Genomic DNA, 22,844 nt, shown 5'->3' on the forward strand with positions numbered 1-22,844 from the left:
CTTTATTCATTTTGAGCCCACTCTACACGAGCTCCCACCGAAACGATAAGCGGCAATGTATCTCTTCTCATGTACTGTTCAAATGCCAAAGTGTATTGCCCGGAAGCCGTAAACTGATAATCATTCAGGATCAGCTGCTGATGGTCAAAAAGATCTCCCAGTCCGCTACCGTATGGCTCACCCGTTTTTGGATCAAATAAGTTGATGTTTTGAAGGTTTTCGACCAGGACCTTACCTGTAGAATCCTTTAGGGTGTACTGATAATATAGATTGTGGTACGGATAAGCGCTCGCATTCCTTATATTGGCATAGATGTCATAAGGAATTTGCGTATCAGCTATTTGAAAATCAAAAGAAATTACCTGATCCTCCACCCAAATACTTTCATCCAGGTCTGTATTTTTCTCAAAGACCCTGTTGGTATCACAGGCAAAAGTAGAAACGGCTATAATGAGCCAGACAAGACGCTTGATCATTGATCTTTTTTGTTGTTTGGGTGATTCTGGTTTCGATTCTTATTAAACTTTCTGTTTTTACGTTTCTTCTTCTTTTTCTTTTTGCCTTTGCCATTTGTGAATTTTCGATCCATAGCAACCAGATCACTATTCAGTGATGAGTCACTGGCAAAATCCTCTAAAACATCCTCAGCCAGAGAAACTGGCTTTTTACCTTGTTTATTCAACTCCAGTATCTCATTGACACGCTCCACTTCCAGCGGATACCAGCTGTTTTCTTCGTCGTATCCAAACCACATGATCCTTCTGAAAATATCTGTCTTCTGCAGCTTAGCCTTACCTTTCTCAGTTAAAAGGGGCTGTTCTACCTCGGGAATATCCCTGAGCGCCACCATGTAAGTGTCCAGCTCATAATTGAGGCAGCACTTCAGTCGTCCGCACTGCCCGCTCAGCTTGCTGGGGTTCAGTGAAAGGTTTTGATAGCGGGCCGCCTGAGTACTTACACTCTTGAAATCGCTGAGCCAGGTAGAACAGCAAAGTTCCCGGCCACAAGAGCCTATTCCTCCTAACCTGCCGGCTTCCTGCCTCAGGCTGATCTGGCGCATCTCTACACGGATCCTGAATTCACCTGCCAGTACCTTGATCAGTTCACGAAAATCTACCCGATCGTCTGCCGAGTAATAAAATGTAGCTTTGGTGTTATCTGCCTGAAACTCCACATCTGTGAGCTTCATCTCCAGCTGCAGGTCCTCAATGATCTGCCGGGTTCTGTATAAGGTCGGCATCTCCCGCTTCTTCACGTCCCGATATTTATCAAGATCTTTCTGAGAGGCAATACGGTAAATGCTTTTTATATCATCACTATCCACAACCCCCTTTTTTCTCATCTGGAGTCTTACCAGCTCGCCCTGCAACGAAACGTGACCTATATGGTGACCGTTGGGCACATCCACCACTACCGCATCCCCTGTGGTAAGGTTCAGGTCTTTACTGTTTCTGAAAAAATCTTTGCCTCCGTTTTTGAAGCGGACTTCTACAATGTCAAAATCACTTACAACCGGAGCCTCCATGTTAGACAACCAGTCAAAGACATTCAATTTATTACATCCTCCCGAGCTGCATCCGCCATTATTGTTGCAGCCGGGTGTCCCTTCTACATCATTTACCACACTACACGATGAACATCCCATATTGATTCCGAATCGATTGGTTTAATTACCAAATATAATGGAAGTCAGAAAGATTATTGGCCCAATTCCTGCAAATCAAAACCAATATCCGAACGGAAGTTTTTACCCTCCCAATTTACCTGCTCCACCGCCTTGTAGCTCTGGCTTAAAGCCTCCGACATATTCTTGCCCAGACCTGTAAGCGCTATCACCCGGCCTCCATTGGTTAGTAATTTTCCATCTGACTGTTTAGTGCCTGCGTGAAATGGTATTACCTTTTTAACAGGATTGGTAATGGTGATCTCCCGGCCTTTTTCATAAGCGCCCGGGTAACCTTCCGAAACCAGCATTACGGTAGTGGCTGTGTATGGATGCACCTCGAATGTCTCTTCAGCGAGTGTCCCTCTGGCAGATGCTGCCAGCAGGTCCACCAGGTCTGATTTGATACGAGGTATAACCACCTCCGTCTCAGGATCGCCCATACGCACATTGTACTCAATCACCATCGGATTACCAGCTTTGTTCATGAGCCCGATGAAGATAAACCCACAGTAGTCCATCGCCTCCTCCCTGATACCGCGAACGGTTGGCTTTACGACTTCTTCTTCTACCTTTTTCATGAAAGCATCATCAGCAAAAATCACTGGTGAGACCGCTCCCATTCCGCCTGTATTTGGGCCGGTGTCCCTCTCGCCTATTCGCTTGTAGTCTTTTGCTTCCGGTAAGATGACATAGTCCTTCCCGTCTGTTAAAACAAATACCGAGAGCTCAATTCCGGTTAAAAACTCCTCGATTAAAACACTTGAACTGGCTTCTCCGAATTTCTTATTTAAGATGAGATCGTCCAGGTTTTGTTTGGCTTCATCCAGGCTTTCAGTAATCAGCACCCCTTTCCCTGCTGCAAGTCCATCAGCCTTCAGCACATAAGGAGGGTCCAGTTTTTCCAAAAAAGCATACCCGTCTTTGATATTATCCGCAGTAAAAACCTCAGCAGCTGCAGTAGGCACCCCATACTTTTTCATGAAGTCTTTGGCAAACTGCTTGCTACCTTCGAGTGTTGCTCCAGCTTTGCCAGGTCCTACGATGAGGAGGTCCTTAAGGTCAGCTTCTGCCTTAAGAGCATCCACAAGCCCCAATACCAATGGTTCTTCAGGGCCTACAACCAGCAAATCAATGGTATGCTCCTGAATGACACGCTTAACAGCTGAAAAATCCTTAACATCTATTGAAAGGTTTGTAGCAATTTCTGAAGTTCCTCCGTTACCGGGAGCGACGAAAAGGTTATCACACTTCGGGCTTTGTTTGATTTTCCATGCAAGTGCATGCTCCCTGCCGCCTGAGCCTATGATCAATATATTCATTTGTGAAAAATTCTATGATGTAAGTAAAGTCGCCCAAAAATAGGTGCTTTAGTGAAAATGACCATAATCAAGGGAATAATTACACGGCAAACCAGTGTCATGTCAAGGAATAAAATGCCGGTATAGGTTCCGAAGCTTCGGAACGCAGACAAACGAAGAAAATGCATTGAGAATCAGCGAAGATCTGCAGGAAATAAAGAATGTGTTACACTATGATGCCTGAAACCCTATATCATTAACAGAACACTAGTGCGCGTATTCTGACATAAACTTGATTCGCATGAGCCTTACCTCATCTTCGCTGTAGAAGTCCTGAAGCTCTTCCATTGCCTCTTCAATGCTATCTGACTCGGCATTCATAAAGTAATCGTAGATATCCTCCTGACGCTCATCATCCAGTAACTGATCGATGTAGTAATCCAGGTTGAGTTTGGTGCCCCCGAAGCAAATATTCTCAATCTCGGTGATCAGGTTTTCGTATTTCATGTCCTTTGCCTCCGCGATATCTTCCAGGTCAATTTTTTTGTCGATCTGCTGAATGATGAAGATCTTATTTTTTGACTTTGCTCCTGATGATTTTACCAGCACATCAGATGCTGTCAGAATATCATTCTCATCCACATACTTCTCGATCATTTCGAGAAATGGCTTACCAAACTTGCGGGCTTTACTTTCACCTACACCTATTATTTTGATGAGGTCATCCATGGTAGTGGGATATAGAGTAGCCATCTCTTCCATAGAAGGATCCTGGAAAATCACGTAAGGAGGCAGATTTTTCTGGTGAGCCACTTTCTTACGGAGCCCCTTAATCATGTCAAAAAGGACCTTGTCATAGGCAGTGGTATTCACCTTAGAAGTTTCTACTTCCTCCTCTTCTCCCTCAGTCTCATATTCATGATCTCTTGAAAGCTCTACGGGGAATGGATCAATGAGAAAGTCAATTCCTTTTTGATTCAGCTGAAACACCCCCGGATTATCAATGTCTTTCCGGATAAACTCAAAGAGCAATGTCTGACGTATCACTGATTTCCAAAAGTGCTCGTCATGTCCCTTGCCTTTTCCAAAGACTTTAAGTTTATCATGATCGTAGCTTTTCACATGATCGGTCTTCTTACCGATCAGTACACTGCTCAGGTGATCAAGGGTAAATCGTTCACCGGTCTGCTCCACCGCTTCCACGACACATTTGACATAATCCTGTCCGTCAAATTTTTCCCGTGGATGCATGCAGTTGTCACACTTTTCACAATTCTCTTCTCGGTACTGCTCTCCAAAATAATGCAAAAGTTGTTTACGGCGACACACCGATGACTCGGCATATAGTGCCATCTCTTCCAGTAAAAACCGTGCGTTTTCACGCTCCGTTACTGCTTTATCTTTGTTGAATTTCTCCAGCTTGAGGATATCATTGTAGCTGTAAAACATTACGCAGCTACTCTCAATACCATCCCTGCCGGCACGCCCGGTTTCCTGGTAATATCCTTCTATGGACTTAGGAGCATCATAGTGCACCACAAAACGAACATCGGGTTTGTCAATGCCCATTCCGAATGCGATGGTAGCTACAATCACATCCGTATCCTCGTTCAGGAACGCATCCTGGTTTTTCATCCGGATCGCTCCATCCATTCCCGCATGGTAAGGGGCTACCTTTACCCCGTTTACTTTTAAAAACTCGGCAATTTCTTCAACTTTCTTCCTGCTTAAGCAATAAACAATTCCTGACTCTCCTTTATGATCCCTGACCACCTTGATCAGCTGCTTTTTAGCCTGCTTCTTCGGTTTTACTTCATAAACAAGATTTGTGCGATTAAAGGAGGACTGAAAGACTTTAGCCTCTTCCATATCCAGGTTCTTTTTGATATCCAGCTGAACCTTAGGAGTAGCTGTGGCCGTGAGGGCTATGATCGGAATATTTCCCAGTGCACTGATGATCGCTTTTATCCTTCGGTATTCCGGTCTGAAGTCATGACCCCACTCTGAAATACAGTGTGCTTCATCTACTGCAACAAACGAGATATTAGTCTTTTTCAGAAATTCTACATTCTCTTCCTTTGTCAGGGACTCAGGAGCCACATACAGCAGCTTCACATCTCCTGCTAAGGTTTCCTTCTTTACCCTGGTGATCTCTCCTTTGGTCAGGGTTGAATTAAGAAATTTGGCATTGATACCTACTGCATTCATCTGATCCACCTGATTTTTCATCAGCGCAATCAACGGGGATATTACAATGGCTGTCCCCTCTTTCACGATTGCAGGAAGTTGATAACAGAGAGATTTTCCCGCACCTGTAGGCATGATCACAAACGTGTTTCGACCAGCCATCACACTCTCAATGATATCCTCCTGGGTGCCCCTGAAAGTATTGTATCCAAATACTCTCTTGAGGGTCTCTTTTAGCTTATTGTCTGTGCCAGTTTCCATCTACCAAATCATTCTGCTTAATCCATTCAATAAATTAATAAATTTTTACCAGAGCATGCTGTTAAAAACCTATAATCTTTATACCACGCGATCCTGGAGTTCCAGTTGTCGCTTTCCTTATATCTTTGTCGAAAATAAACCAGAATTTTCAAAATAGGCTCAAAATTTAGATGAACAAGAATATACATGTAGTGATAATGGCTGGAGGTACAGGGACTCGCTTTTGGCCCTACAGCAGAAATAATAAACCAAAACAATTTTTAGATGTTTTAGGAACCGGTAGATCATTGCTTCAAATGACCTACGACCGGTTCAAAAAAGAAGTAAACCCGGAAAACGTATGGGTTGTTTCAAATAACATCTATGAGACCCTCCTCGCAGAGCAGCTCCCTGAGCTGCCCGGTGAAAATATCCTGCTGGAACCTACAAAACGAAATACTGCACCCTGTATTGCTTATGCTGCCTACAAGGTCCGGCAGAAAGATCCGGATGCTGTAATGGTGATCCTGCCCTCAGACCATGTTATCTTCAATGAAGCAGAGTTTATCAGGGTTATTCAAAGAGCAGTGGAAGGAACAAACGAAGAGCGGCTGATTACCATAGGCATTGAACCCAACCGGCCCGAAACGGGCTATGGATATATTCAGTATCACGATGAGTCTGAAGGAGCCATAAAAAAAGTGAAGACCTTTACCGAAAAACCTGAGCTGGACCTGGCCAATAAATTTCTTGAAAGCGGTGATTTCGTTTGGAATGCCGGCATCTTCGTATGGCATGTGAATGCAATCATTCATGCTTTTGAAACTTATGAACCTGAACTCGCCGAGACTTTCGCTGAAGGCGAAAGCAGCTACTACACCGAAAAAGAGAAAGGATTTATCCAAAAGGCATATTCGCTCTCCAAAAGCAACAGTATCGACTATGCGATCATGGAGAAGGCCGAAGATGTTTATGTAGTACTCGGAGATTTCGGATGGTCAGATCTGGGCTCATGGAATGCCCTACATGAGATCAAAGACAAAGATGGCGAGGAAAACGTGATCGAAGGAAATGTCCTGACCTATGATGCCAGCAATAACTACATCATCAGCAAATCTGACAGACTGGTAGTCACACAGGGTCTGGAAGGTTACCTGGTCGCTGATTTCAAAGATGTACTGCTGGTCTGCAAAAAAGAAGACTCGGGGATCTTCCGAGATTTTGTGAACGATGTGAAAACTGAAAAAGGCGACAAGTTTATATAAGTCGCTGCCTTTTCACTTCGTAAATGGCCATAGCGGTTGCTGCGGACACATTGAGAGAAGCTATGTTCCCCTCCAGTGGTATTTTTACCTGCTTATCAGCCATGCTGAGGTAAGCCGGAGAGATACCCTCCTCCTCAGACCCCATGATAATGGCCGTGGGAATCGTCAGGTCTGTATCCTGAAAAAAGGTCTCCGACTTTTCAGAGCTGGCAATGATCTGCAAGCCGGAATCTTTCAGAAACTGAATGGCTTCCTTAAAGTTGGACTCACGGCATACCGGAATAAAGTTCAGAGCTCCTGCAGAAGTTTTGATAGCATCTGCATTGATCTGAGCGCTGTTTCTGGTGGGTATAACAATGGCATCTACTCCCAGGCACTCGGCGGTCCGGGCAATGGCTCCAAAATTTCTTACATCTGTCACACGATCGAGCAGCAGTACCAGGGGAACCCTCCTGTCTTCATAGATCTGAGGTAGTACATGGGTGATGTTATGATACTGCACCGGTGAAACAAATGCGACTACACCCTGGTGATTTTTCCTGGTAAACCGGTTAATTTTCTCAACAGGCACGGTGGATACGGGTATCTGAGCCTTATGAGCCAGCCCAAGAAGCTCTTTGATCAGATCTCCTTTCAGCCCCTTTTGCACAAAAATCTTCTCCAGGTCCTGCCCTGAGTGTATGGTTTCTATCACAGCACGAATGCCGTAAATTAGATTTTCAAATTTCCTGACTGCCATCTATAGTCCTTTGCGAATACTACCGACCTGGTCGTACCAGATCTCTTCATATTTTCGATTGCGCTTTAGCGAATACAAAGATGGCGTAAAAAGTGTGGAAATCCTGATAAATTCAAATTCCGGCCCATCCTGATACCTCCATACTTCTGTTCTGTCAGACCGAATGACCTGATCCGGCTTCCCGAAAATGATGTAGAGCATACCTCGATCTGTCTTCCAGCCCTGCTTATAGCTTGTAAAGATCCGGTTCGCATTTTCTACCTTATCATAAAAGGCCTTGATGGCCATCTTTGCCCGAAGCTTGGTGTTGTAGGTGTTTAGCCAGAAGGTTTCAAATGACTTTTTAGACATCTGCTCGTTGAGCATTTTCTTCTCATTAGGTGTAGTGATGTATGTCAAAGGCCCAATGAGTTCCTCAAGTCGTCTGAACTCAGGATAATACTCTGGCGTACGCAAAAGTGTAACTCCGTTTTCAGACAAGGTATCTTCCTGTATCAGATAAAACTTGTAAAGCTCCAGGCCGGAAAACGTCTCAGAAAAATAAAAAGCGGAATCGATCCTCAGTGTGGGAGCAATAGCTTTCATCATGCCCATGGCCGGGTCAGCAGCATCAAAATCGTCCACATAACGAAAAACATGATGACGTGAAGACTCCCCCTGAACCCTGATGTCAGACTCCCTGATAAAGCTTTCGAGTATAGGAAGCCCAAACTTATCGACCGGCACAAAGGAAGGGAAACCCAGAGGTGATTTGATCCGGATATCATAAGCACGGTACAGCCCCCGGTTGAGATCTGTCCAGCTGATTATGAGCAGGTTCTTATCCGAAACATTCAAAGTCAACTTCAACATTAAACTTACTGAAGACCTGGCCAACGTATCTATGGAGTAGGTTTTCAATGTATCGTGCCCTGCTGATTCATAGCCCGATTGTAGCAAAAAGGTTTGCTCCCAGCGACCGATTGAGTCAGTCTCCACCTCAAAGTAAACCTGGAGACTGGCCCCCTGCTGCGCTACCCTGCTTCTAAAAGCTATAAAATCATCCGGATCATACTGATAGCTTAAATCGATTTTACGAAAATCCAGACCCAGCGCAACCTGAGCAAATGCCAGAAAGGCAACAACAAAAAGCAGTGAAATGTATTTTCCCATATCAGCGAAAAAGTTAAGGAATTATTTGCTTTCACTAACCTCCTGTACTTAAAAACACATAATACACATGAAAATACCCTGCAGACTGGTTTTGTTCGTCAGATGGGTTTTTCTTTGCTAAAAAAATCTCATGAGCGTTTACACTACTGAAATCGCATCTGATAAGATCACTTCTGACAATCCCATTCACCAGAGGCTTTTGAGAGCCTATGAAGTAGCAGCTCCCATGGTCAAAGGGGATACTTTAGAGCTGGGAGTAGGAGAAGGACGTGGAGTAGGACTTTTACTGGAAAAAGTCGACTCTTTTCTGGGGCTGGATAAAATCGAAGCAGTGCTTCCGCCATTGCGGGAAAAGTTTCCGGACGCCCAGTTTGAAAGTGGTGTATTTCCTCCGGTAAAATTACCCGACAACAGCTTCGATACTGTAGTGAGCTTCCAGGTCATAGAGCACGTAAAAAAGGATGATGAATTTCTCTCTGAAATCGCCCGAATTCTCAAGCCCGGAGGTAAAGCCATTCTTTCTACCCCCAATATAAAAATGACTCTGAGCAGAAACCCGTGGCACGTCCGTGAATACACCGCGGATGAGCTGGCGGCTAAAGCAAAGAAATATTTCAGTAAAGTAGATATGCAGGGTATTGCAGGGAATGAAAAAGTGATGGAATATCATGAAAGAAATCGCCGTTCGGTACAAAAAATCATGAAATATGATGTGCTAAACCTGCAATACAAACTACCGGCTCCACTCCTCCGCATACCTTACGATCTGCTGAACAGACTGAACAGAAATAAGCTCCAGGGACAGGCCGATGACCTGGTAAAATCCATCCGTTCTGACGACTATTTTCTGAACAAAAAATCCGAACAAAACCTGGACCTTTTTTGTATCTTATATAAGTAAAACAGGAAATAAACCAAACATAAAAATGGCGTCAGAAAAGCTAATAACAGAGCTAAATCAACTACTTAGTGACCTTCACATATACTATCAAAATACCCGTGGGTTCCACTGGAACATCAAGGGTAAGCGGTTCTTTGAACTTCACATGAAATTTGAAGAACTGTATACTGAAGCGCTTACTAATATTGATGAGATCGCTGAACGAATACTGACTATAAAAGGGCAGCCGCTTCATTCATTTCAAGCCTACCTGGATACCAGCAAAATCAAAGCGGTGACCAATATGTCAGAAGATTCAACTATTGTAAAATCACTCCTGGACCAACTGGATTCATTAGTAGGTCAGGAAAAGAGCGTAAAAGAGATTGCCGCAGCTGAAGGCGATACGGAAACTGAAGATATGATGATTGCATTGATCAACAGCCAGGAAAAAACCATGTGGATGTTCCGCTCATGGTTAGGTCAGTGATCAAAGTACCGATCATACCAATTTTGAAATACATATAAAGACCAGATTAGTACATGCACATCGCCCGGGTTAAAAGAATGTAACTTCCTTTTGATCCGGGCGATTTCATTCCAGCTAAAAATACCCTGCTCCATCACCTTCTCCCGGTTGAAAACTTTCTGCTCCAGCTCATCCTTCAACTCCCTCCTGAACCAATCCAGGAGAGGCACCTCAAAACCATGCTTTGGTCTGTTGTATAATTCCTTTGGGAGGTAATCCTTAAAAGTTTCCCTCAGCACTATCTTTCGTTTGCCCCCATCAGCTTTTAGCAGAGAAGTCATGTTAAAAGCAGCCTCTACCACCCGATGATCTAAAAACGGCACCCTGACCTCAAGGCTGTTGGCCATAGACATCAGGTCCACTTTGGTAAGCATGTCGCCAGGCAGTACCAGCTGTGCATCCATAGCCAGAACCTCATTGAGGTCGCCTGAATGGATCTGACCTAAATATGCCCCTTTCACCTGGTCAAAGCCTTCAGGTTGATATTGAGGGTTGAGCAGGTTCCTGACCTGGTTGTGCAGAACAAAACTCGCCAGAAACCAATACCGCTCCTTCAACCCAAGCCCCTGGAGCCTGGCAAACCGGTCCAGCTTTCTGAAAGTATCTGTCAGCTTGTTGTTTCGGGATTTGGGCAGTGCTTTCCAAAGCCAGCTCAGATTATCCGCTAATGAGGTCTTTACATTTTTCTGCAAACTCATCAACCAGGCACTGTGCTTATTGTACCCGGAAAAGATCTCGTCAGCTCCATCACCAGAAAGAGCCACGGTCACATGTTTGCGTGTCTCCCGGCTCAGGATATAGACCGGCAAAGCGGATGAATCAGCAAACGGCTCATCCATATACCCAACTGCATCATGAACGGCTTCCAGTAAATCATCATTGGTTAACGAAAAAACGTGATGATGGGTCTTGTACCTTTCAGCCACCAGATTAGCATACTGCGTTTCATCAAAATACTTGTTGTCCTTAAAGCCAATACTAAACGTCTTCAGGTCTTTAACCCGCTCACTCATCAGCGCCACAATGATTGAAGAATCTATCCCTCCACTCAAAAAAGCTCCAAGTGGCACATCAGCCACCAGCCGGTCATGAACGGACTGTCGCAAACTCTCCTCAAGTTGTTTTTTAGCATCAGCAAGCAAGCTTGTCTGTGGATCAGATTTAAAGGGGAAATCATAGTAACGGCGTTTCTCCAGCCCCTTTTGTTTGCTGATCTTCAGAAGGTGGCCGGGCTCCAGCTTTTTAACCCCACTTAAAATAGTGTGTGGTGAAGGAGTATAGGTAAGCTGAAAATAAAGATTCAATGCATTCAGGTCCAGCTTTCGCTCCACACCATAAGCCATCAGAGACTTCATCTCAGAGGCAAAAAGCACCTTATCCTCATCTTGCGCATAAAGTAAAGGTTTGATCCCAAAACGGTCCCGGGCCAAAAAAACTGATTCTTCTTCCTGATCATAGATCGCAAGAGCGAAAAAACCATTTAGCTTGTGCAGGAATGTCTCCCCCCAATGGATGTACGCGTATAGAAGTACTTCGGTATCGCTTTCAGACCTGAAGGCCACACCTCTCCCCTCCAGCTCCTGACGGATCGCCCGGAAATTATAGATCTCACCATTGAAAATAATACGATACCGCCCGGATTCATCAGCCATGGGCTGGTTACCTGCCGGTGTGGTATCTATGATCGACAGTCGCCTGTGCCCTAACCCCACCACATCATCAAACCAGGAATCCTGCACGTCCGGTCCACGGCTCTCCAGGCTCCTTGTAGCCTTCTCCAGGTGAACTAAACTGATCCTTCCTACGGAGTTAAATGCAAAAATTCCTGTAATACCGCACATATGGCATTAAATTTATGGCGAATAAAAAGAATTGCAACAGAAATACGGGTGTAGGATGAAAAGTACTTTAATTAAAATCTTACTTGTGGGGATGATGGGCCTGCTTATTATCTCTGCCAGCGAGGCACAAAACAAACGAAAACGTAAAAAGATCAACCGTGTCATTGCCGAGGCAAAAACTTACATTGGCGTGCCCTATCGCTATGGTGGCATGAATAAAAGTGGGATTGATTGCTCCGGGCTGATCTACAACTGCTACCAAACCATCAATGTAAACCTTCCCAGAACGTCCAAAGACCAATCTAAGGTTGGTACAAAAAAGAGCTGGGATAGTATACGGCCGGGTGACATTGTGTACTTTAAGTTTAAAAAGAAAGGCGAAAAATGGTTTCACTCAGGGATGATCACTTATGCCGGAAGGGATGATATCCGGTTTATTCATGCTTCTACCAGTCGGGGAGTGATTGAGTCCAGCCTGAATACGGACTATTATAAGAACAATGTCAAAAGGTTCAGAAGGGTGATAAGGTAGCTTTTTGGCGAATTCTTAAAGAGACAATTTGTCGCGGGTTTTTAAAAGAAATTTTTTCAATTAAATTCGCACATCCAATTATGGGTCATTAGCTCTCCCGATAGTTATCGGGATGGCTAGAGCACAAGAAATAAACATGGGGCATTAGCTCAGCTGGCTAGAGCACCACGCTGGCAGCGTGGGGGTCATCGGTTCGAATCCGATATGCTCCACTGAAAGGCTTGCAGATTTCTGTAAGCCTTTCTTGTTTTTAGCCTTGTTTCATCCCTTCGGGATTTGTTTTGATCTGAGGTAGACCTCCCATTGTTAGTTTCTTGACCGACAATCGCCCGGAATAGGCAAAAGAGCCAAGCTTCAAAAAATCTGAACTACAACATGCACAAAGACTTTTGAAGTCTTGAGCTTTTCTTTCTCAACCATCCCTCAAATTCCCGTGTCTTTAACACATGAAATGAGCATGATGCTCAACCCAATTATTGAGCCACACCAACCGGTATGATCAAAATTAGGTGACAAACCGCTGATTTCATCAATTTTAAGCACATGAAAATGATAAAACAACTTTGGATGGTAATCGTGACTACTCTGATGGTAGCTTGCGATTTTAATGGCGGGACTAATCCTTCGCTTGTTGAGAATAAATATTTTACCAATGCGGTACTCTCAGATGAATATCCATTTGTAATGTTCGGTGATTCGATTGTGTTTGATCGGTTTTACCGGGCTGAGGATGAAGAGAACATTGCAGATGATGAATATTCCGAAGATTTTTTCTTTCAAATACCAGGTGGAATTACTGAATTCTCCTACGAGGATGAAGAGCTGGAAACTTTAAAGGTCACCTTAAAGCCCTACTGCTTTTGTGGGCTCCCTACGGGAAACATAATTGAAGGTGGGTCCATCAGCGGTGAGAAGAAAGGTGATAACTGGGAAATCACAGCCGATGTGAATTTGAAATACATCTACCAGTATGACGGGGACAGTACCTTCGTGGGTAATGAGACCATCAATAAATCCTTCACTGCCACCTTCATGAAAAAATCAATTCCCACAGGCAACTAAAATCCTTTATCCTATAAATTCGTAAAGGGAAGCATATCCACTTACAACCGCCTGGTAAATTTCCTTTATGAGTCAATCAAAAGTAACAATGGGTCATGTGTTCAAGACGATCATCTGGCCGAGAAAAAATATTGTCGCCCTGGGACTGGTCCTGATCGTGATCAGCCGCCTGGCCAGTCTGGTACTCCCTGGCGCCAGCAAATACTTAATGGACAATGTCATTGCAGAAGGTGACATCCAAATGCTGAAAACACTGGTCATCGCTGTGCTGGGGGCCATCATAGTACAATCAGTAACCTCTTTTTTGCTGACCCGGATCCTGAGTGTAGAAGCCCAGCACCTGATCGCTCAGTTGCGAGCCAGGGTACAGAAGCAAATCCTGTACTTACCCATTCGCTTTTTTGATAATAGCAAAAGCGGCGAGCTGGTATCACGGATCATGTCCGATGTAGAGGGTGTTCGTAACCTGGTGGGTACCGGACTGGTCCAATTATTCGGTGGCATTCTTACTGCTATCATCTCCCTGATCCTACTGATAAGCATCAGCCCAATGATGACGCTTTACGTACTGGTACCGGTATCCATATTTGGGGTGATCTCTCTGAAAGCATTCGGATACATCAGGCCCATCTTCCGTGAGCGAGGAAAGATCAATGCGGAGGTTACCGGCCGCCTTACAGAAACCCTGAATGGCGTGCGGGTGATCAAAGGTTTTAACGCAGAAAAACAGGAAGTAAAAACCTTTGAAGAGGGCGTGGAACGCCTCTTTCTGAACATCAAAAAAAGCCTCACCTCTACCAGCCTGGTAACCAGCTCAGCTACTTTCTTACTTGGCCTGGCCAGTACGGGAATTATGGGGATAGGCGGGTATATGATCATCGAGGGAGACATCACACTGGGCGACTTTCTGGCATTTACCTTATACCTTGGGTTTATGATTGCTCCGATTGTACAAATGAGCAATATCGGCAGCCAGCTCACCGAAGCTTTTGCCGGACTGGACCGAACGGAGGAGATCATGAACATGTCGCCGGAAGATGACGGCACCACCCGTAACATCCGCATTCCTCAGATCAAAGGTGATGTAGTATTTCAGAATGTGAGTTTTGCTTATGAAGACGATAACCATGTGGTCAAAAACATCAGCTTCGAAGCGCCGGCAGGTTCGGTCACGGCCCTGGTAGGCACTTCCGGTTCCGGGAAATCGACCATCGCGGGGCTGGCAGCATCCTTTCTCACCCCTGATGACGGAACCATCCTGATTGACGGTGAAGACTTAAGCAAAGTAGTTCTCGAGAGCTACAGAAGTCAGCTTGGTGTAGTGCTCCAGGATGACTTTTTATTTGAGGGCACCATACGGGAAAACATTCTTTTTCCCCGACCGGGGATCTCTGAAGCAAGACTGATTGAGGCTGTAAAAGCTGCCCATGTGGATGAATTCACCGACCGGTTTGAAAAAGGGCTGGACACTACCATCGGTGAACGTGGTGTGAAATTATCGGGCGGCCAAAAGCAGCGGATTGCTATTGCGAGAGCTATTTTAGCAGACCCGAGGATTTTGATCCTGGATGAGGCTACTTCAAATCTGGATACCGAGTCTGAAACATATATCCAGGAAAGTCTAAACCGCTTGATGCAAGGACGCACCTCATTTGTCATAGCACACCGGCTGAGTACGATCAGGCGGGCAGATAAAATACTAGTGATCGAAAATGGGCGCATCGTAGAAAGCGGAACACATGATGAACTGATAAAGTCCGAAGGCAGATATTTTCAGCTATATACTTACCAGGCCAGGATATAAGTAGGCAGAATTTTGGATGACTTTGGCAGAATACTTTTGACTATTTTTAAATTTTATGCCTAGATTTATTTCATGATTATTGGTATAGGTGGTGTAAGCAGGGCGGGTAAAACAACCTTAGCCGAACAACTCAGTGAAAGACTTAAGAAAGAAGGCAAAAGCGTAGATGTTTTTTGCCAGGATGATTTTGTAAAACCAAAAATCTCCCTGCCAAAAGTACAGGGCCTCCCGGATTGGGAGCGACCAAACTCCATAAAATGGGACACACTTACACGGGCACTTGAAAAGTCAACAGCTGATGTAAAGATCATTGAGGGGCTTTTTTCGTTTTATCCAGCCTCACTCAGATCAGAATATGACCTGAAAATCTTTTTGGAGATCGATAAGGATATATTTCAAAATCGCAGATCTGTAGATAGTAGATGGGAGGAAGAACCTGAATGGTATGCTGAACATGTATGGCGTAGCTACATGAAATACGGTATGATGAAAGGGGGCAAAGAAGAATACATCATGCAGGATGGCACCAAGCCTTTCGATCTGGATCTGATTATTTCCAAAGTAGCCTAAGCAATATCCAAAATCCTGTAAATGATTTTATTGAACTCACATTGATCTCCCTGGGTACGCCCGGACATGACTTTACCAATGGGCGCTACTGGTGATATGCAAAAGACCTCATAGTCACCAATCCTTACTTTACCCAACCCTGCTGCCAGAAAGAACAAGCCTCTGTCCGTCTTTACCAAACAACCCATGCCAACGGCCCCTGAAGTTTTTTCCGGTTTTATCAGATCCAGTACTTTTTTCTGTTTCAAAGCCTCATCCAGGCTAAGCGCCACTTTTTCCTTCTCCAGATGCATCATCGCCCTTCCGGTTTCATACTTATCGCCCGCACTGCTTTTGGTCTCCTCATTTGCTGCTTCCTGATAATCCTGAAGGGATTTTTTCAAGCCGGCAATTCTTTCAGAAACCTGCTGCACACACTGTTGGTAAACTTCCCGTTTTAGATCGGTTAATTCCGGATTCATAGTAGTTACGTCCTCTTTGAGTGAATATCCTATGCAATCATTGAGATATGAATAAAAAGAGGCTGCCTTGCCTTGCAGCCTCTTCAAATGCTTTGCCTTTATAGCTCAAACTTGATACCCTGTGCCAGGGGCAATTGCGTGGAGTAGTTGATGGTATTTGTCTGCCTCCGCATATATGCTTTCCAGGCATCTGAACCGGACTCCCTTCCCCCACCGGTCTCCTTTTCACCACCGAAGGCTCCACCTATCTCTGCTCCTGAAGTCCCGATATTCACATTTGCAATCCCGCAATCAGAGCCCGCATGAGAAAGGAACAACTCTGACTCCCTCATATTGGTAGTCATGATCGCTGATGAAAGTCCCTGAGGAACAGCATTATGCATTGCTATGGCTTCCTCCAAAGTAGAATATTTGATCAAATAAAGAATGGGAGCAAATGTTTCATTGCAGACAATCTCATAATCATTTTGCACCTCATAAATCGCCGGTTTTACATAGCAACCGGATTCATATCCGGTTCCTGACAGGATTTCCCCGGGTATCACAGCTTTTCCTCCCTGATCGGCAATTTGTTTCAGGGCGGTTTCATACATTTTCACTGCATCGGTATCGATAAGTGGACCTACATGATTATTCTGGTCCAAAGGATTACCTATCCTCAGCTGCCCATATGCCTTAACCAGACGCTGCTTCACCTCTTCATAAAGGTTTTCGTGAACGATTAATCTTCGGGTACTGGTGCATCGTTGACCTGCCGTGCCCACAGCACCAAACACTGCTCCGGGAATAGCAACATCCAGATCCGCATGCTCGGTGATAATGATGGCATTATTTCCTCCCAGTTCGAGGATTGACTTCCCAAGCCTGCGTCCCACAGCCTCGCCCACTGCTTTACCCATCCGGGTAGAGCCTGTAGCGGAAATCAACGGAAGACGGGGGTCATTGGCCATCTTTTTGCCGATCTCCGCATCGCCAATCACCAAGCCACAAACGCCAGGGTGAATATTGTTAGCTTCAAAGACCTTCTGTACAATCTTCTGACAGGCTATGGCCGAAAGGGGTACCTTCTCGGAGGGTTTCCAGATACAAACATCCCCACATACCCATGCGATGGCAGCATTCCAGGACCAAACGGCTACCGGAAAATTAAATGCTGAGATGATGCCAACCGGCCCGATAGGATGCCACTGCTCATACATGCGGTGAGCAGGACGCTCAGAATGCATGGTGAGCCCGTAAAGCTGCCTGGAGAGACCCACTGCAAAATCGCAGATATCAATCATCTCCTGCACCTCACCCAGCCCCTCCTGGAGGGATTTTCCCATTTCATAAGAAACCAGAGTACCCAGGTCTTCTTTGTGTTTTCTTAATTCCAGACCTATTTGTCGGACTACCTCGCCACGTTGAGGAGCAGGTTTGATTCTCCACGAAGAAAAAGCTTCACGAGCTGCATGAATGACCTTTTCGTAGCTATCTTCATCCGCGAGCGTTACTTCAGCTATCACCTTTCCGTCCACGGGTGATTGACTTATAACTTTTTTACCTCGGGTAGGCAGCCATTTTCCGCCTATTGCGGCTCCAGGATTCGTTCCTTCTACACCCAGGTTTTTTAGCATTTTGGATACGTCACCAGATATATTTGTCATAATGTTATTGTGGGGTTATGTTGTTTTTGGCAAAACTACCCGAATACTTGGAGAAAGGGTAGCTGCCTAAAAAGAAAAAGGCCGATCCTTACCTGAAGGACCGACCTTTTCTTTACTTTCTAAAATTCAAAAACTACCAACCTATTCCGTAATATGCCTTTTCCCCACTTGGGTAGATACCTTCTATGAGGATTCCCTCACCGCGGGCGCTATTTAAAGAAGCAGTAAGATCATCTAACGTCCTGATCGGTCGCTTATCTATTCTGGTAATGACAAATCCCTCTTCGATTCCGGCTTCTTTCCATTTACCATTGTTCAGTTCTTTGATCTGAAGGCCTGAATTAAGGTTAAATTTTTCTTTCAACCTACCTGAAACCGGCTCGAGAACAGCTCCCTCTACTTCAAAAGAGCTATTGGCTTTTACGATTTCCGTGGTTCGGAATTGATTTTTCAATGTAGCATTTACTGTTCGGGTTTTTCCATCACGAATAAAGGTCACCTCTATTTTATCTCCCGGACTGTTGAGCGCAACCCGCTCCTGAAGCTGGGCAACATTGGAAACACTTTTGCCATCGATGGCAATGATCACATCTCTGTCCTGCAATCCGGCTTCAGCGGCTGCAGTCCCTTCATTTACTCGCGCTACGTAAACACCTTTAAGTACATCCAACCCTTCTTCTTCGGCCAGCTGGGCACTCACATCCACTATCTGGATACCCAGCAACGGACGTTGTACTGCTCCAAATTTTCTGAGGTCATTTACTACCTTCTTGACCAGTGTGGCCGGAACAGCAAATGAGTATCCCGCGAATGCCCCGGTTGGAGATGCAATGGCTGTATTGATGCCTACAAGTTCACCTTTCAGATTTACCAGAGCGCCACCACTATTTCCAGGATTAACAGCTGCATCCGTCTGGATAAAGGCCTCTATTTGTGTATTGCTTCCACCATTTCTTCTGGCGAGAATATTAATGTTTCGTGCTTTGGCACTTACTATGCCAGCCGTCACGGTAGATCGGAACTCAAACGGATTGCCAATAGCTAAAACCCACTCCCCGATCTGGACGTTTTCTGAATCACCAAATTTGACGCTTGGCAGGTTTTCACCATCAATTTTAACAAGGGCCAGATCAGTATCCGGATCCGTACCTACTACCTTGGCAGTATAGGACCTGTTATCGTTTAGTAAAACTTCAATATTATCTGCGCCTTCTACTACGTGGTTGTTAGTAGCGATGTATCCATCCTTCGTAACAATCACGCCCGAACCTGCCCCTCTACCCCTGGGCTCCTGTCGGCGATCATATTGATCACCAAAATAGTCCCGGAAAAATTCTTCCATGGGATTTTTTGAAGATATCTGTCGATCCCCGCCATAGGTAGTCCTGATATGCACTACTGCAGGAGTTGCTGACTTAGCCGCATAAACAAAGTTAAGCCCCTCAGGAACTACAAAATTAGTGGTGTCCAGGACGTAATTGGTAAAAGAAACGGGGTTTTCATTGCCCACAGGCTGTACCTGCTGTGGTTGTGGTTTGTCCACAATCAATGTATACCCACCAACTGCTATGGCTCCTCCTAAGATGGAGGAAACTACCATGGCGAAAAATAAATTCCTATTGCTCATATTCATACCTTTCTTTCTCGTTTCTGTACAGTGTTATACTGAATTCTTTCAGTCTTTGTTTAGCTAAAACCATTCCTAAATGGAATTAGTATCCGAGGTTAACAATAATTAACATTTCAATTACTTAAAGTAATTCCCCCTACGTGACCGGGAACAAAAAACCCCGGCAGCAGCCGGGGTTTTCATCCCCTTCGTCAGGGGATTTCTTGCATCACCTCAACTATTTGATTGAAATAGTTCTCTTATTCGCTTTTTTGGCATCTTTAGGGATGAGAATTGTTAAAATACCATCCTTATAAGATGCGTCGATTTTCTCAACGTTTGCATTGTCAGGCAAGTAGAAAGACCTGTTGAAAGTACCGTAGTAGCTTTCTACACTATGGAAGTTTTTCTCCTTTTTCTCATTTTCCATCTTTCTTTCCCCACTTACGGTCAATCGATCTTCATGCACATCAATGTTGATGTCATCTTTTTTCATACCAGGAACATGAAACTGCAATTCAAATTCCTTTTCAGTTTCAGCAATGTCTACGTTTGGAGAGAACCTGGTAAGGTTTTTTCCTCCAAAGAAGTCATCGTTGAAGAAACGGTCAATAAAGTTGCTAAATGTAGCAGGTCTCTGATCGTTTGGATTATACTTTATAAGTGTCATGGCATTAATGTTTTTAAGTTTAACATCTAAGTTCACCATACACCACTCGAATTCTATGCCAAGCCTTTTTCCGGAAATTTTTATGCCATAATGGCCGGATACATTGATTTATGCTTTAATTTAATGACACATTGTCCTGATTCTGTAGTTTGAGCGGTGCGGTTGCGTCATTGAAAAAAAATTAAGCAGAAGGTATTGCAGAATATGGATCAGCCATTTAAGTTTGCAATCCTTTTCGGAGGATAGCACTGGAAATTCAGGAAAAGGAAGGCGGAAGGTCTTCTCGCAAGAAAATCCGAAATAAAGAAATATTCCCCTTTAGCTCAGTTGGTCGAACCGCGTAGGTCGGGCCGCGTAGGCTAGAGCGGCTGACGGGGAAAAGGAAGGCAGAAGGCCTTCTCACAGATAAACCGAAATAATAAACAAATTCCCCTTTAGCTCAGCTGGTTAGAGCGGCTGACTGTTAATCAGTAGGTCCTTGGTTCGAGTCCAAGAAGGGGAGCAACTACGAAAACCTGGCTGCTTAAAGTGGTCAGGTTTTTTTGTTTTGACCTGCTGAACCAATGACCCAGGTCCTTGGGTGGGACGCCACTCCGATCGAGTTCCAAGAAGGGGAGCAATTACGAAAACCTGGCTGCTTAAAGTGGCCAGGTTTTTTTGTTTTAAAACAACGCAAGCATATTCATTAGGGTTCGAGCCAAGACGCTTTGGTCTTGGTGCTGACCGTAGCGTCAGCATCCAAGAAGGGGAGCAATTACTATACAGCCACTCACAAAGAGTGGCTTTTTTTTATGCTCAAACGGCATTTTTCTCTCCTAACACCTACCAAATTTGACCATTATTACCAGATTAAGTGGTAACCTTTTCGGTAACCCTTGAATAGTACAACTGGTAACCCATTGAAAGTGATATAGATCCCTATATTCCAGTTAGTTATATTTGGGTTTTTAAGCCACATCTTCTTTAATCCTGATCTTTCCTTATCAGCCCCCTATAAATTCCCGAACGACATCAGCAATGTCTTCCTTCACAAATTCCCAATACTTTCCTTTTAAACAAACAGGATCGAAATCTTCATCAGCCTGAGAAAAGTCCGTAAAGTTGTGAAGGATTAGTTCCCTATCATGTCCGTAAGGATATCGCTGTTCATGCAATTGGAGCATTTGATCCACATGGTATATATCTAAAAGTTCATGCAGATCCCAAAAATCTTTCTTACGCCCCCCTCTTTGCACAACGTCTATTTTCATAGCTGTGATCTCCTCTACGGTCGCCATCCTGATGTTGTCTTCAATGTGAGCTGGTTGAATAAACGGATCAGCATAGAAAATATCGAGCTTTAAAGCCTTCTCCGCATCACTTCCAATGAAGTAGGATTTTCCCATTGCGGGAGCCATTTTAGAAAGGTGATCTACATATGGAAAGTTAGCTCCCAAAAACTTTTCTATTACTTCAAAGTTGATATTCCCATAATTAAGATCGCTAAACATATCTATGTCAACAGATTTTCGATGACCTATTTGAAGACTCAATGCCGTGCCACCAACTAACCTGAAAGTATTGAATTCTTCAGCGGACATAAGCTTAAGTAAGCTATTGGTAAGCAAGTCATTGACGGTTTGGTAATACAGCATGCTTCCCTGATTATACAGCAGAAACCGTATATGGTTTTCTGTTGGTGGGCTTTGTGGCAGATTTCACTTTCCCTGCACCATAAAAACGAAGTATTTCATTTTTCTCCATTTCATTTCCCCGCTCAAAAATCCTCCTTATGACGGCTTTGTACTGTTTTTCCCAATCAATATCATCAATGTTTGTATCCCAAAACAAAGACTTTCTTAGAATGGAAAAATCCGGTGTTTTTGAGTGACGTTTCCGCCTTTCCATCTGAATGTCATAACAGGTCTGCAGAATAGCCAGTGTACCTTCTTCCAATCCTAATTTTTCTTCAATTTTCAGAGCCAGGGATGTGTTAAGGCTCCTCCTGCCTTTAGTGATGGCATTTAGTGTCTGAGGATGTTCATTAATAGAAAGGGCAAAGGGACGCTGTCTGAGTGATCGTTTCCTGAGTTCACGCTCTAGAACAAGCCCCGGATGAATGCCTTTGTATTTTTCTATGTAATGATTCACATCACAAATATAAACAAATTTGCTTATATTTTAAGGTAAACGTATTTAGAAAACCGCGGGCCACAATTATCTTACAGAAGGACACTTTTCGTTCAGTGTATTAAAAAAATTTATTTTAGCCCCCAATGGATTCGTTATCAACCCCGATATAAGCGGTGTATTGATCTGATTCTATTCTTCTGACATTTCAGGGATTTCCAAACCTCCCTACGGCACAGCTGATGTAAGATTTTGCTTTTTGAAAACCATTACCTGTGCCTTCTTCGGGATAGCCCAATGAAGAGAGCTTTTTCAGGAAGTCTTCACGTTGTGAGTTTCCGTCATGGAAGATGGATACTTCACCTTCATCTACATTGACCTTCACATCCTCCACTCCATTCATTTTCAGCAGGTTGGTGGTAATGGTATTGGCGCACCCGTGACACTTTAGGTTCTCCACGACGATAATTTCCTTTTTAGCCAACATAAGGTTTATTGATTTTATTTTAAAGGCTAAGCTAGGAATGGTAAGGTGAATAAATAGTAACAAAAGTTACCTTTGAAAATGATCTTTGGTATGAGCC

The 22,844-nt window shown here is 44.2% G+C and carries 21 protein-coding genes and 2 tRNA genes; 9 read left to right on the plus strand and 14 right to left on the minus strand.

The genetic code is table 11. The features are described from left to right. Positions 1–2: 2 nt before the first annotated feature. The 4 genes from AC3E9V_RS23370 to recQ all read right to left on the minus strand — a co-directional run bounded on the left by AC3E9V_RS23370 (position 3) and on the right by recQ (position 5,412). Entirely contained in the window at positions 3–476 is a 474-nt protein-coding gene (locus tag AC3E9V_RS23370; RefSeq protein ID WP_488750590.1) for a gliding motility lipoprotein GldH, read from the minus strand. Then, positions 473–1,645, minus strand: a complete 1,173-nt coding sequence (locus tag AC3E9V_RS23375; protein ID WP_488750591.1) for a PSP1 domain-containing protein — start codon at positions 1,643–1,645, stop codon at positions 473–475. Before AC3E9V_RS23375 ends, AC3E9V_RS23370 begins: the two co-directional genes overlap by 4 nt. 53 nt (positions 1,646–1,698) lie before the next feature. Continuing rightward, positions 1,699–2,985 carry a phosphoribosylamine--glycine ligase gene (purD, locus tag AC3E9V_RS23380; protein WP_488750592.1) on the minus strand — a complete coding sequence of 429 codons (1,287 nt, stop codon included), beginning with the start codon at positions 2,983–2,985 and terminating at the stop codon, positions 1,699–1,701. A gap of 246 nt (positions 2,986–3,231) precedes the next feature. Next, complete coding sequence (gene recQ, locus AC3E9V_RS23385; protein WP_488750593.1) at positions 3,232–5,412, minus strand: DNA helicase RecQ; 2,181 nt, start codon at positions 5,410–5,412, stop codon at positions 3,232–3,234. 170 nt (positions 5,413–5,582) lie between these two features. Between recQ and AC3E9V_RS23390 the strand changes: the two genes are divergently transcribed. After that, the gene (locus tag AC3E9V_RS23390; protein ID WP_488750594.1) at positions 5,583–6,656 is read left to right on the plus strand and encodes a mannose-1-phosphate guanylyltransferase; all 1,074 of its coding nucleotides are present in this window, start codon (positions 5,583–5,585) and stop codon (positions 6,654–6,656) included. Here AC3E9V_RS23390 and rlmB read toward each other — a convergent pair. After that, positions 6,649–7,395, minus strand: coding sequence for a 23S rRNA (guanosine(2251)-2'-O)-methyltransferase RlmB (gene rlmB, locus AC3E9V_RS23395; protein WP_488750595.1), 747 nt, complete (start codon positions 7,393–7,395; stop codon positions 6,649–6,651). The genes AC3E9V_RS23390 and rlmB overlap by 8 nt on opposite strands. Then, positions 7,396–8,547 (minus strand): GWxTD domain-containing protein, encoded by a 1,152-nt coding sequence (locus AC3E9V_RS23400; protein ID WP_488750596.1) that lies wholly within the window; start codon positions 8,545–8,547, stop codon positions 7,396–7,398. Positions 8,548–8,677: 130 nt separating this feature from the next. On the opposite strand from AC3E9V_RS23400, the gene AC3E9V_RS23405 reads away from it, so the two are divergent. Both AC3E9V_RS23405 and AC3E9V_RS23410 read left to right on the plus strand, forming a co-directional pair. Continuing rightward, positions 8,678–9,448 (plus strand): class I SAM-dependent methyltransferase, encoded by a 771-nt coding sequence (locus AC3E9V_RS23405; protein ID WP_488750597.1) that lies wholly within the window; start codon positions 8,678–8,680, stop codon positions 9,446–9,448. A 25-nt stretch (positions 9,449–9,473) separates the two neighbouring features. Then, positions 9,474–9,917 carry a Dps family protein gene (locus AC3E9V_RS23410; RefSeq protein ID WP_488750598.1) on the plus strand — a complete coding sequence of 148 codons (444 nt, stop codon included), beginning with the start codon at positions 9,474–9,476 and terminating at the stop codon, positions 9,915–9,917. Here AC3E9V_RS23410 and asnB read toward each other — a convergent pair. After that, complete coding sequence (gene asnB / locus AC3E9V_RS23415; RefSeq protein ID WP_488750599.1) at positions 9,911–11,797, minus strand: asparagine synthase (glutamine-hydrolyzing); 1,887 nt, start codon at positions 11,795–11,797, stop codon at positions 9,911–9,913. The genes AC3E9V_RS23410 and asnB overlap by 7 nt on opposite strands. Positions 11,798–11,852: 55 nt before the next feature. On the opposite strand from asnB, the gene AC3E9V_RS23420 reads away from it, so the two are divergent. From AC3E9V_RS23420 to AC3E9V_RS23440, 5 genes are all read left to right on the plus strand, one after another. Next, on the plus strand, positions 11,853–12,329 hold the full coding sequence (locus tag AC3E9V_RS23420) for a C40 family peptidase (RefSeq protein ID WP_488750600.1): 477 nt from the start codon (positions 11,853–11,855) through the stop codon (positions 12,327–12,329). Positions 12,330–12,467: 138 nt separating this feature from the next. Then, positions 12,468–12,541, plus strand: a tRNA-Ala gene (locus AC3E9V_RS23425). A 337-nt stretch (positions 12,542–12,878) separates the two neighbouring features. Then, a complete protein-coding gene (locus AC3E9V_RS23430; RefSeq protein WP_488750601.1) occupies positions 12,879–13,391 on the plus strand; it encodes a hypothetical protein in 513 nt (170 codons plus the stop codon). A gap of 67 nt (positions 13,392–13,458) precedes the next feature. Further along, a complete protein-coding gene (locus AC3E9V_RS23435) occupies positions 13,459–15,195 on the plus strand; it encodes an ABC transporter ATP-binding protein (protein ID WP_488750602.1) in 1,737 nt (578 codons plus the stop codon). Between the two features lie 72 nt (positions 15,196–15,267). Beyond that, positions 15,268–15,765, plus strand: coding sequence for a uridine kinase family protein (locus AC3E9V_RS23440; protein ID WP_488750603.1), 498 nt, complete (start codon positions 15,268–15,270; stop codon positions 15,763–15,765). Here AC3E9V_RS23440 and AC3E9V_RS23445 read toward each other — a convergent pair. The 4 genes from AC3E9V_RS23445 to AC3E9V_RS23460 form a co-directional block, all read right to left on the minus strand. After that, positions 15,762–16,313, minus strand: coding sequence for a 3-oxoacyl-ACP synthase (locus AC3E9V_RS23445; protein WP_488750604.1), 552 nt, complete (start codon positions 16,311–16,313; stop codon positions 15,762–15,764). The genes AC3E9V_RS23440 and AC3E9V_RS23445 overlap by 4 nt on opposite strands. Before the next feature lie 11 nt (positions 16,314–16,324). Next, a complete protein-coding gene (gene amaB / locus AC3E9V_RS23450; RefSeq protein ID WP_488750605.1) occupies positions 16,325–17,872 on the minus strand; it encodes an L-piperidine-6-carboxylate dehydrogenase in 1,548 nt (515 codons plus the stop codon). Positions 17,873–18,005: 133 nt separating this feature from the next. Then, positions 18,006–19,499: a Do family serine endopeptidase gene (locus AC3E9V_RS23455; RefSeq protein ID WP_488750606.1), complete on the minus strand. Its 1,494-nt coding sequence runs from the start codon at positions 19,497–19,499 to the stop codon at positions 18,006–18,008. 220 nt (positions 19,500–19,719) lie between these two features. After that, a complete protein-coding gene (locus tag AC3E9V_RS23460; RefSeq protein ID WP_488750607.1) occupies positions 19,720–20,151 on the minus strand; it encodes an Hsp20/alpha crystallin family protein in 432 nt (143 codons plus the stop codon). A 428-nt stretch (positions 20,152–20,579) separates the two neighbouring features. Between AC3E9V_RS23460 and AC3E9V_RS23465 the strand changes: the two genes are divergently transcribed. After that, positions 20,580–20,653, plus strand: a tRNA-Asn gene (locus AC3E9V_RS23465). 481 nt (positions 20,654–21,134) lie between these two features. Here the strand turns inward: AC3E9V_RS23465 and AC3E9V_RS23470 are convergent. From AC3E9V_RS23470 to AC3E9V_RS23480, 3 genes are all read right to left on the minus strand, one after another. Continuing rightward, positions 21,135–21,785: a nucleotidyl transferase AbiEii/AbiGii toxin family protein gene (locus AC3E9V_RS23470; RefSeq protein ID WP_488750608.1), complete on the minus strand. Its 651-nt coding sequence runs from the start codon at positions 21,783–21,785 to the stop codon at positions 21,135–21,137. Positions 21,786–21,795: 10 nt separating this feature from the next. After that, positions 21,796–22,281: a helix-turn-helix transcriptional regulator gene (locus AC3E9V_RS23475; protein ID WP_488750609.1), complete on the minus strand. Its 486-nt coding sequence runs from the start codon at positions 22,279–22,281 to the stop codon at positions 21,796–21,798. Positions 22,282–22,468: 187 nt separating this feature from the next. Further along, positions 22,469–22,747, minus strand: a complete 279-nt coding sequence (locus tag AC3E9V_RS23480; RefSeq protein WP_488750610.1) for a heavy-metal-associated domain-containing protein — start codon at positions 22,745–22,747, stop codon at positions 22,469–22,471. Positions 22,748–22,844: the final 97 nt, after the last annotated feature.

The sequence above is a fragment of the Marinoscillum sp. HNIBRBA16962 genome, assembly GCF_057801515.1.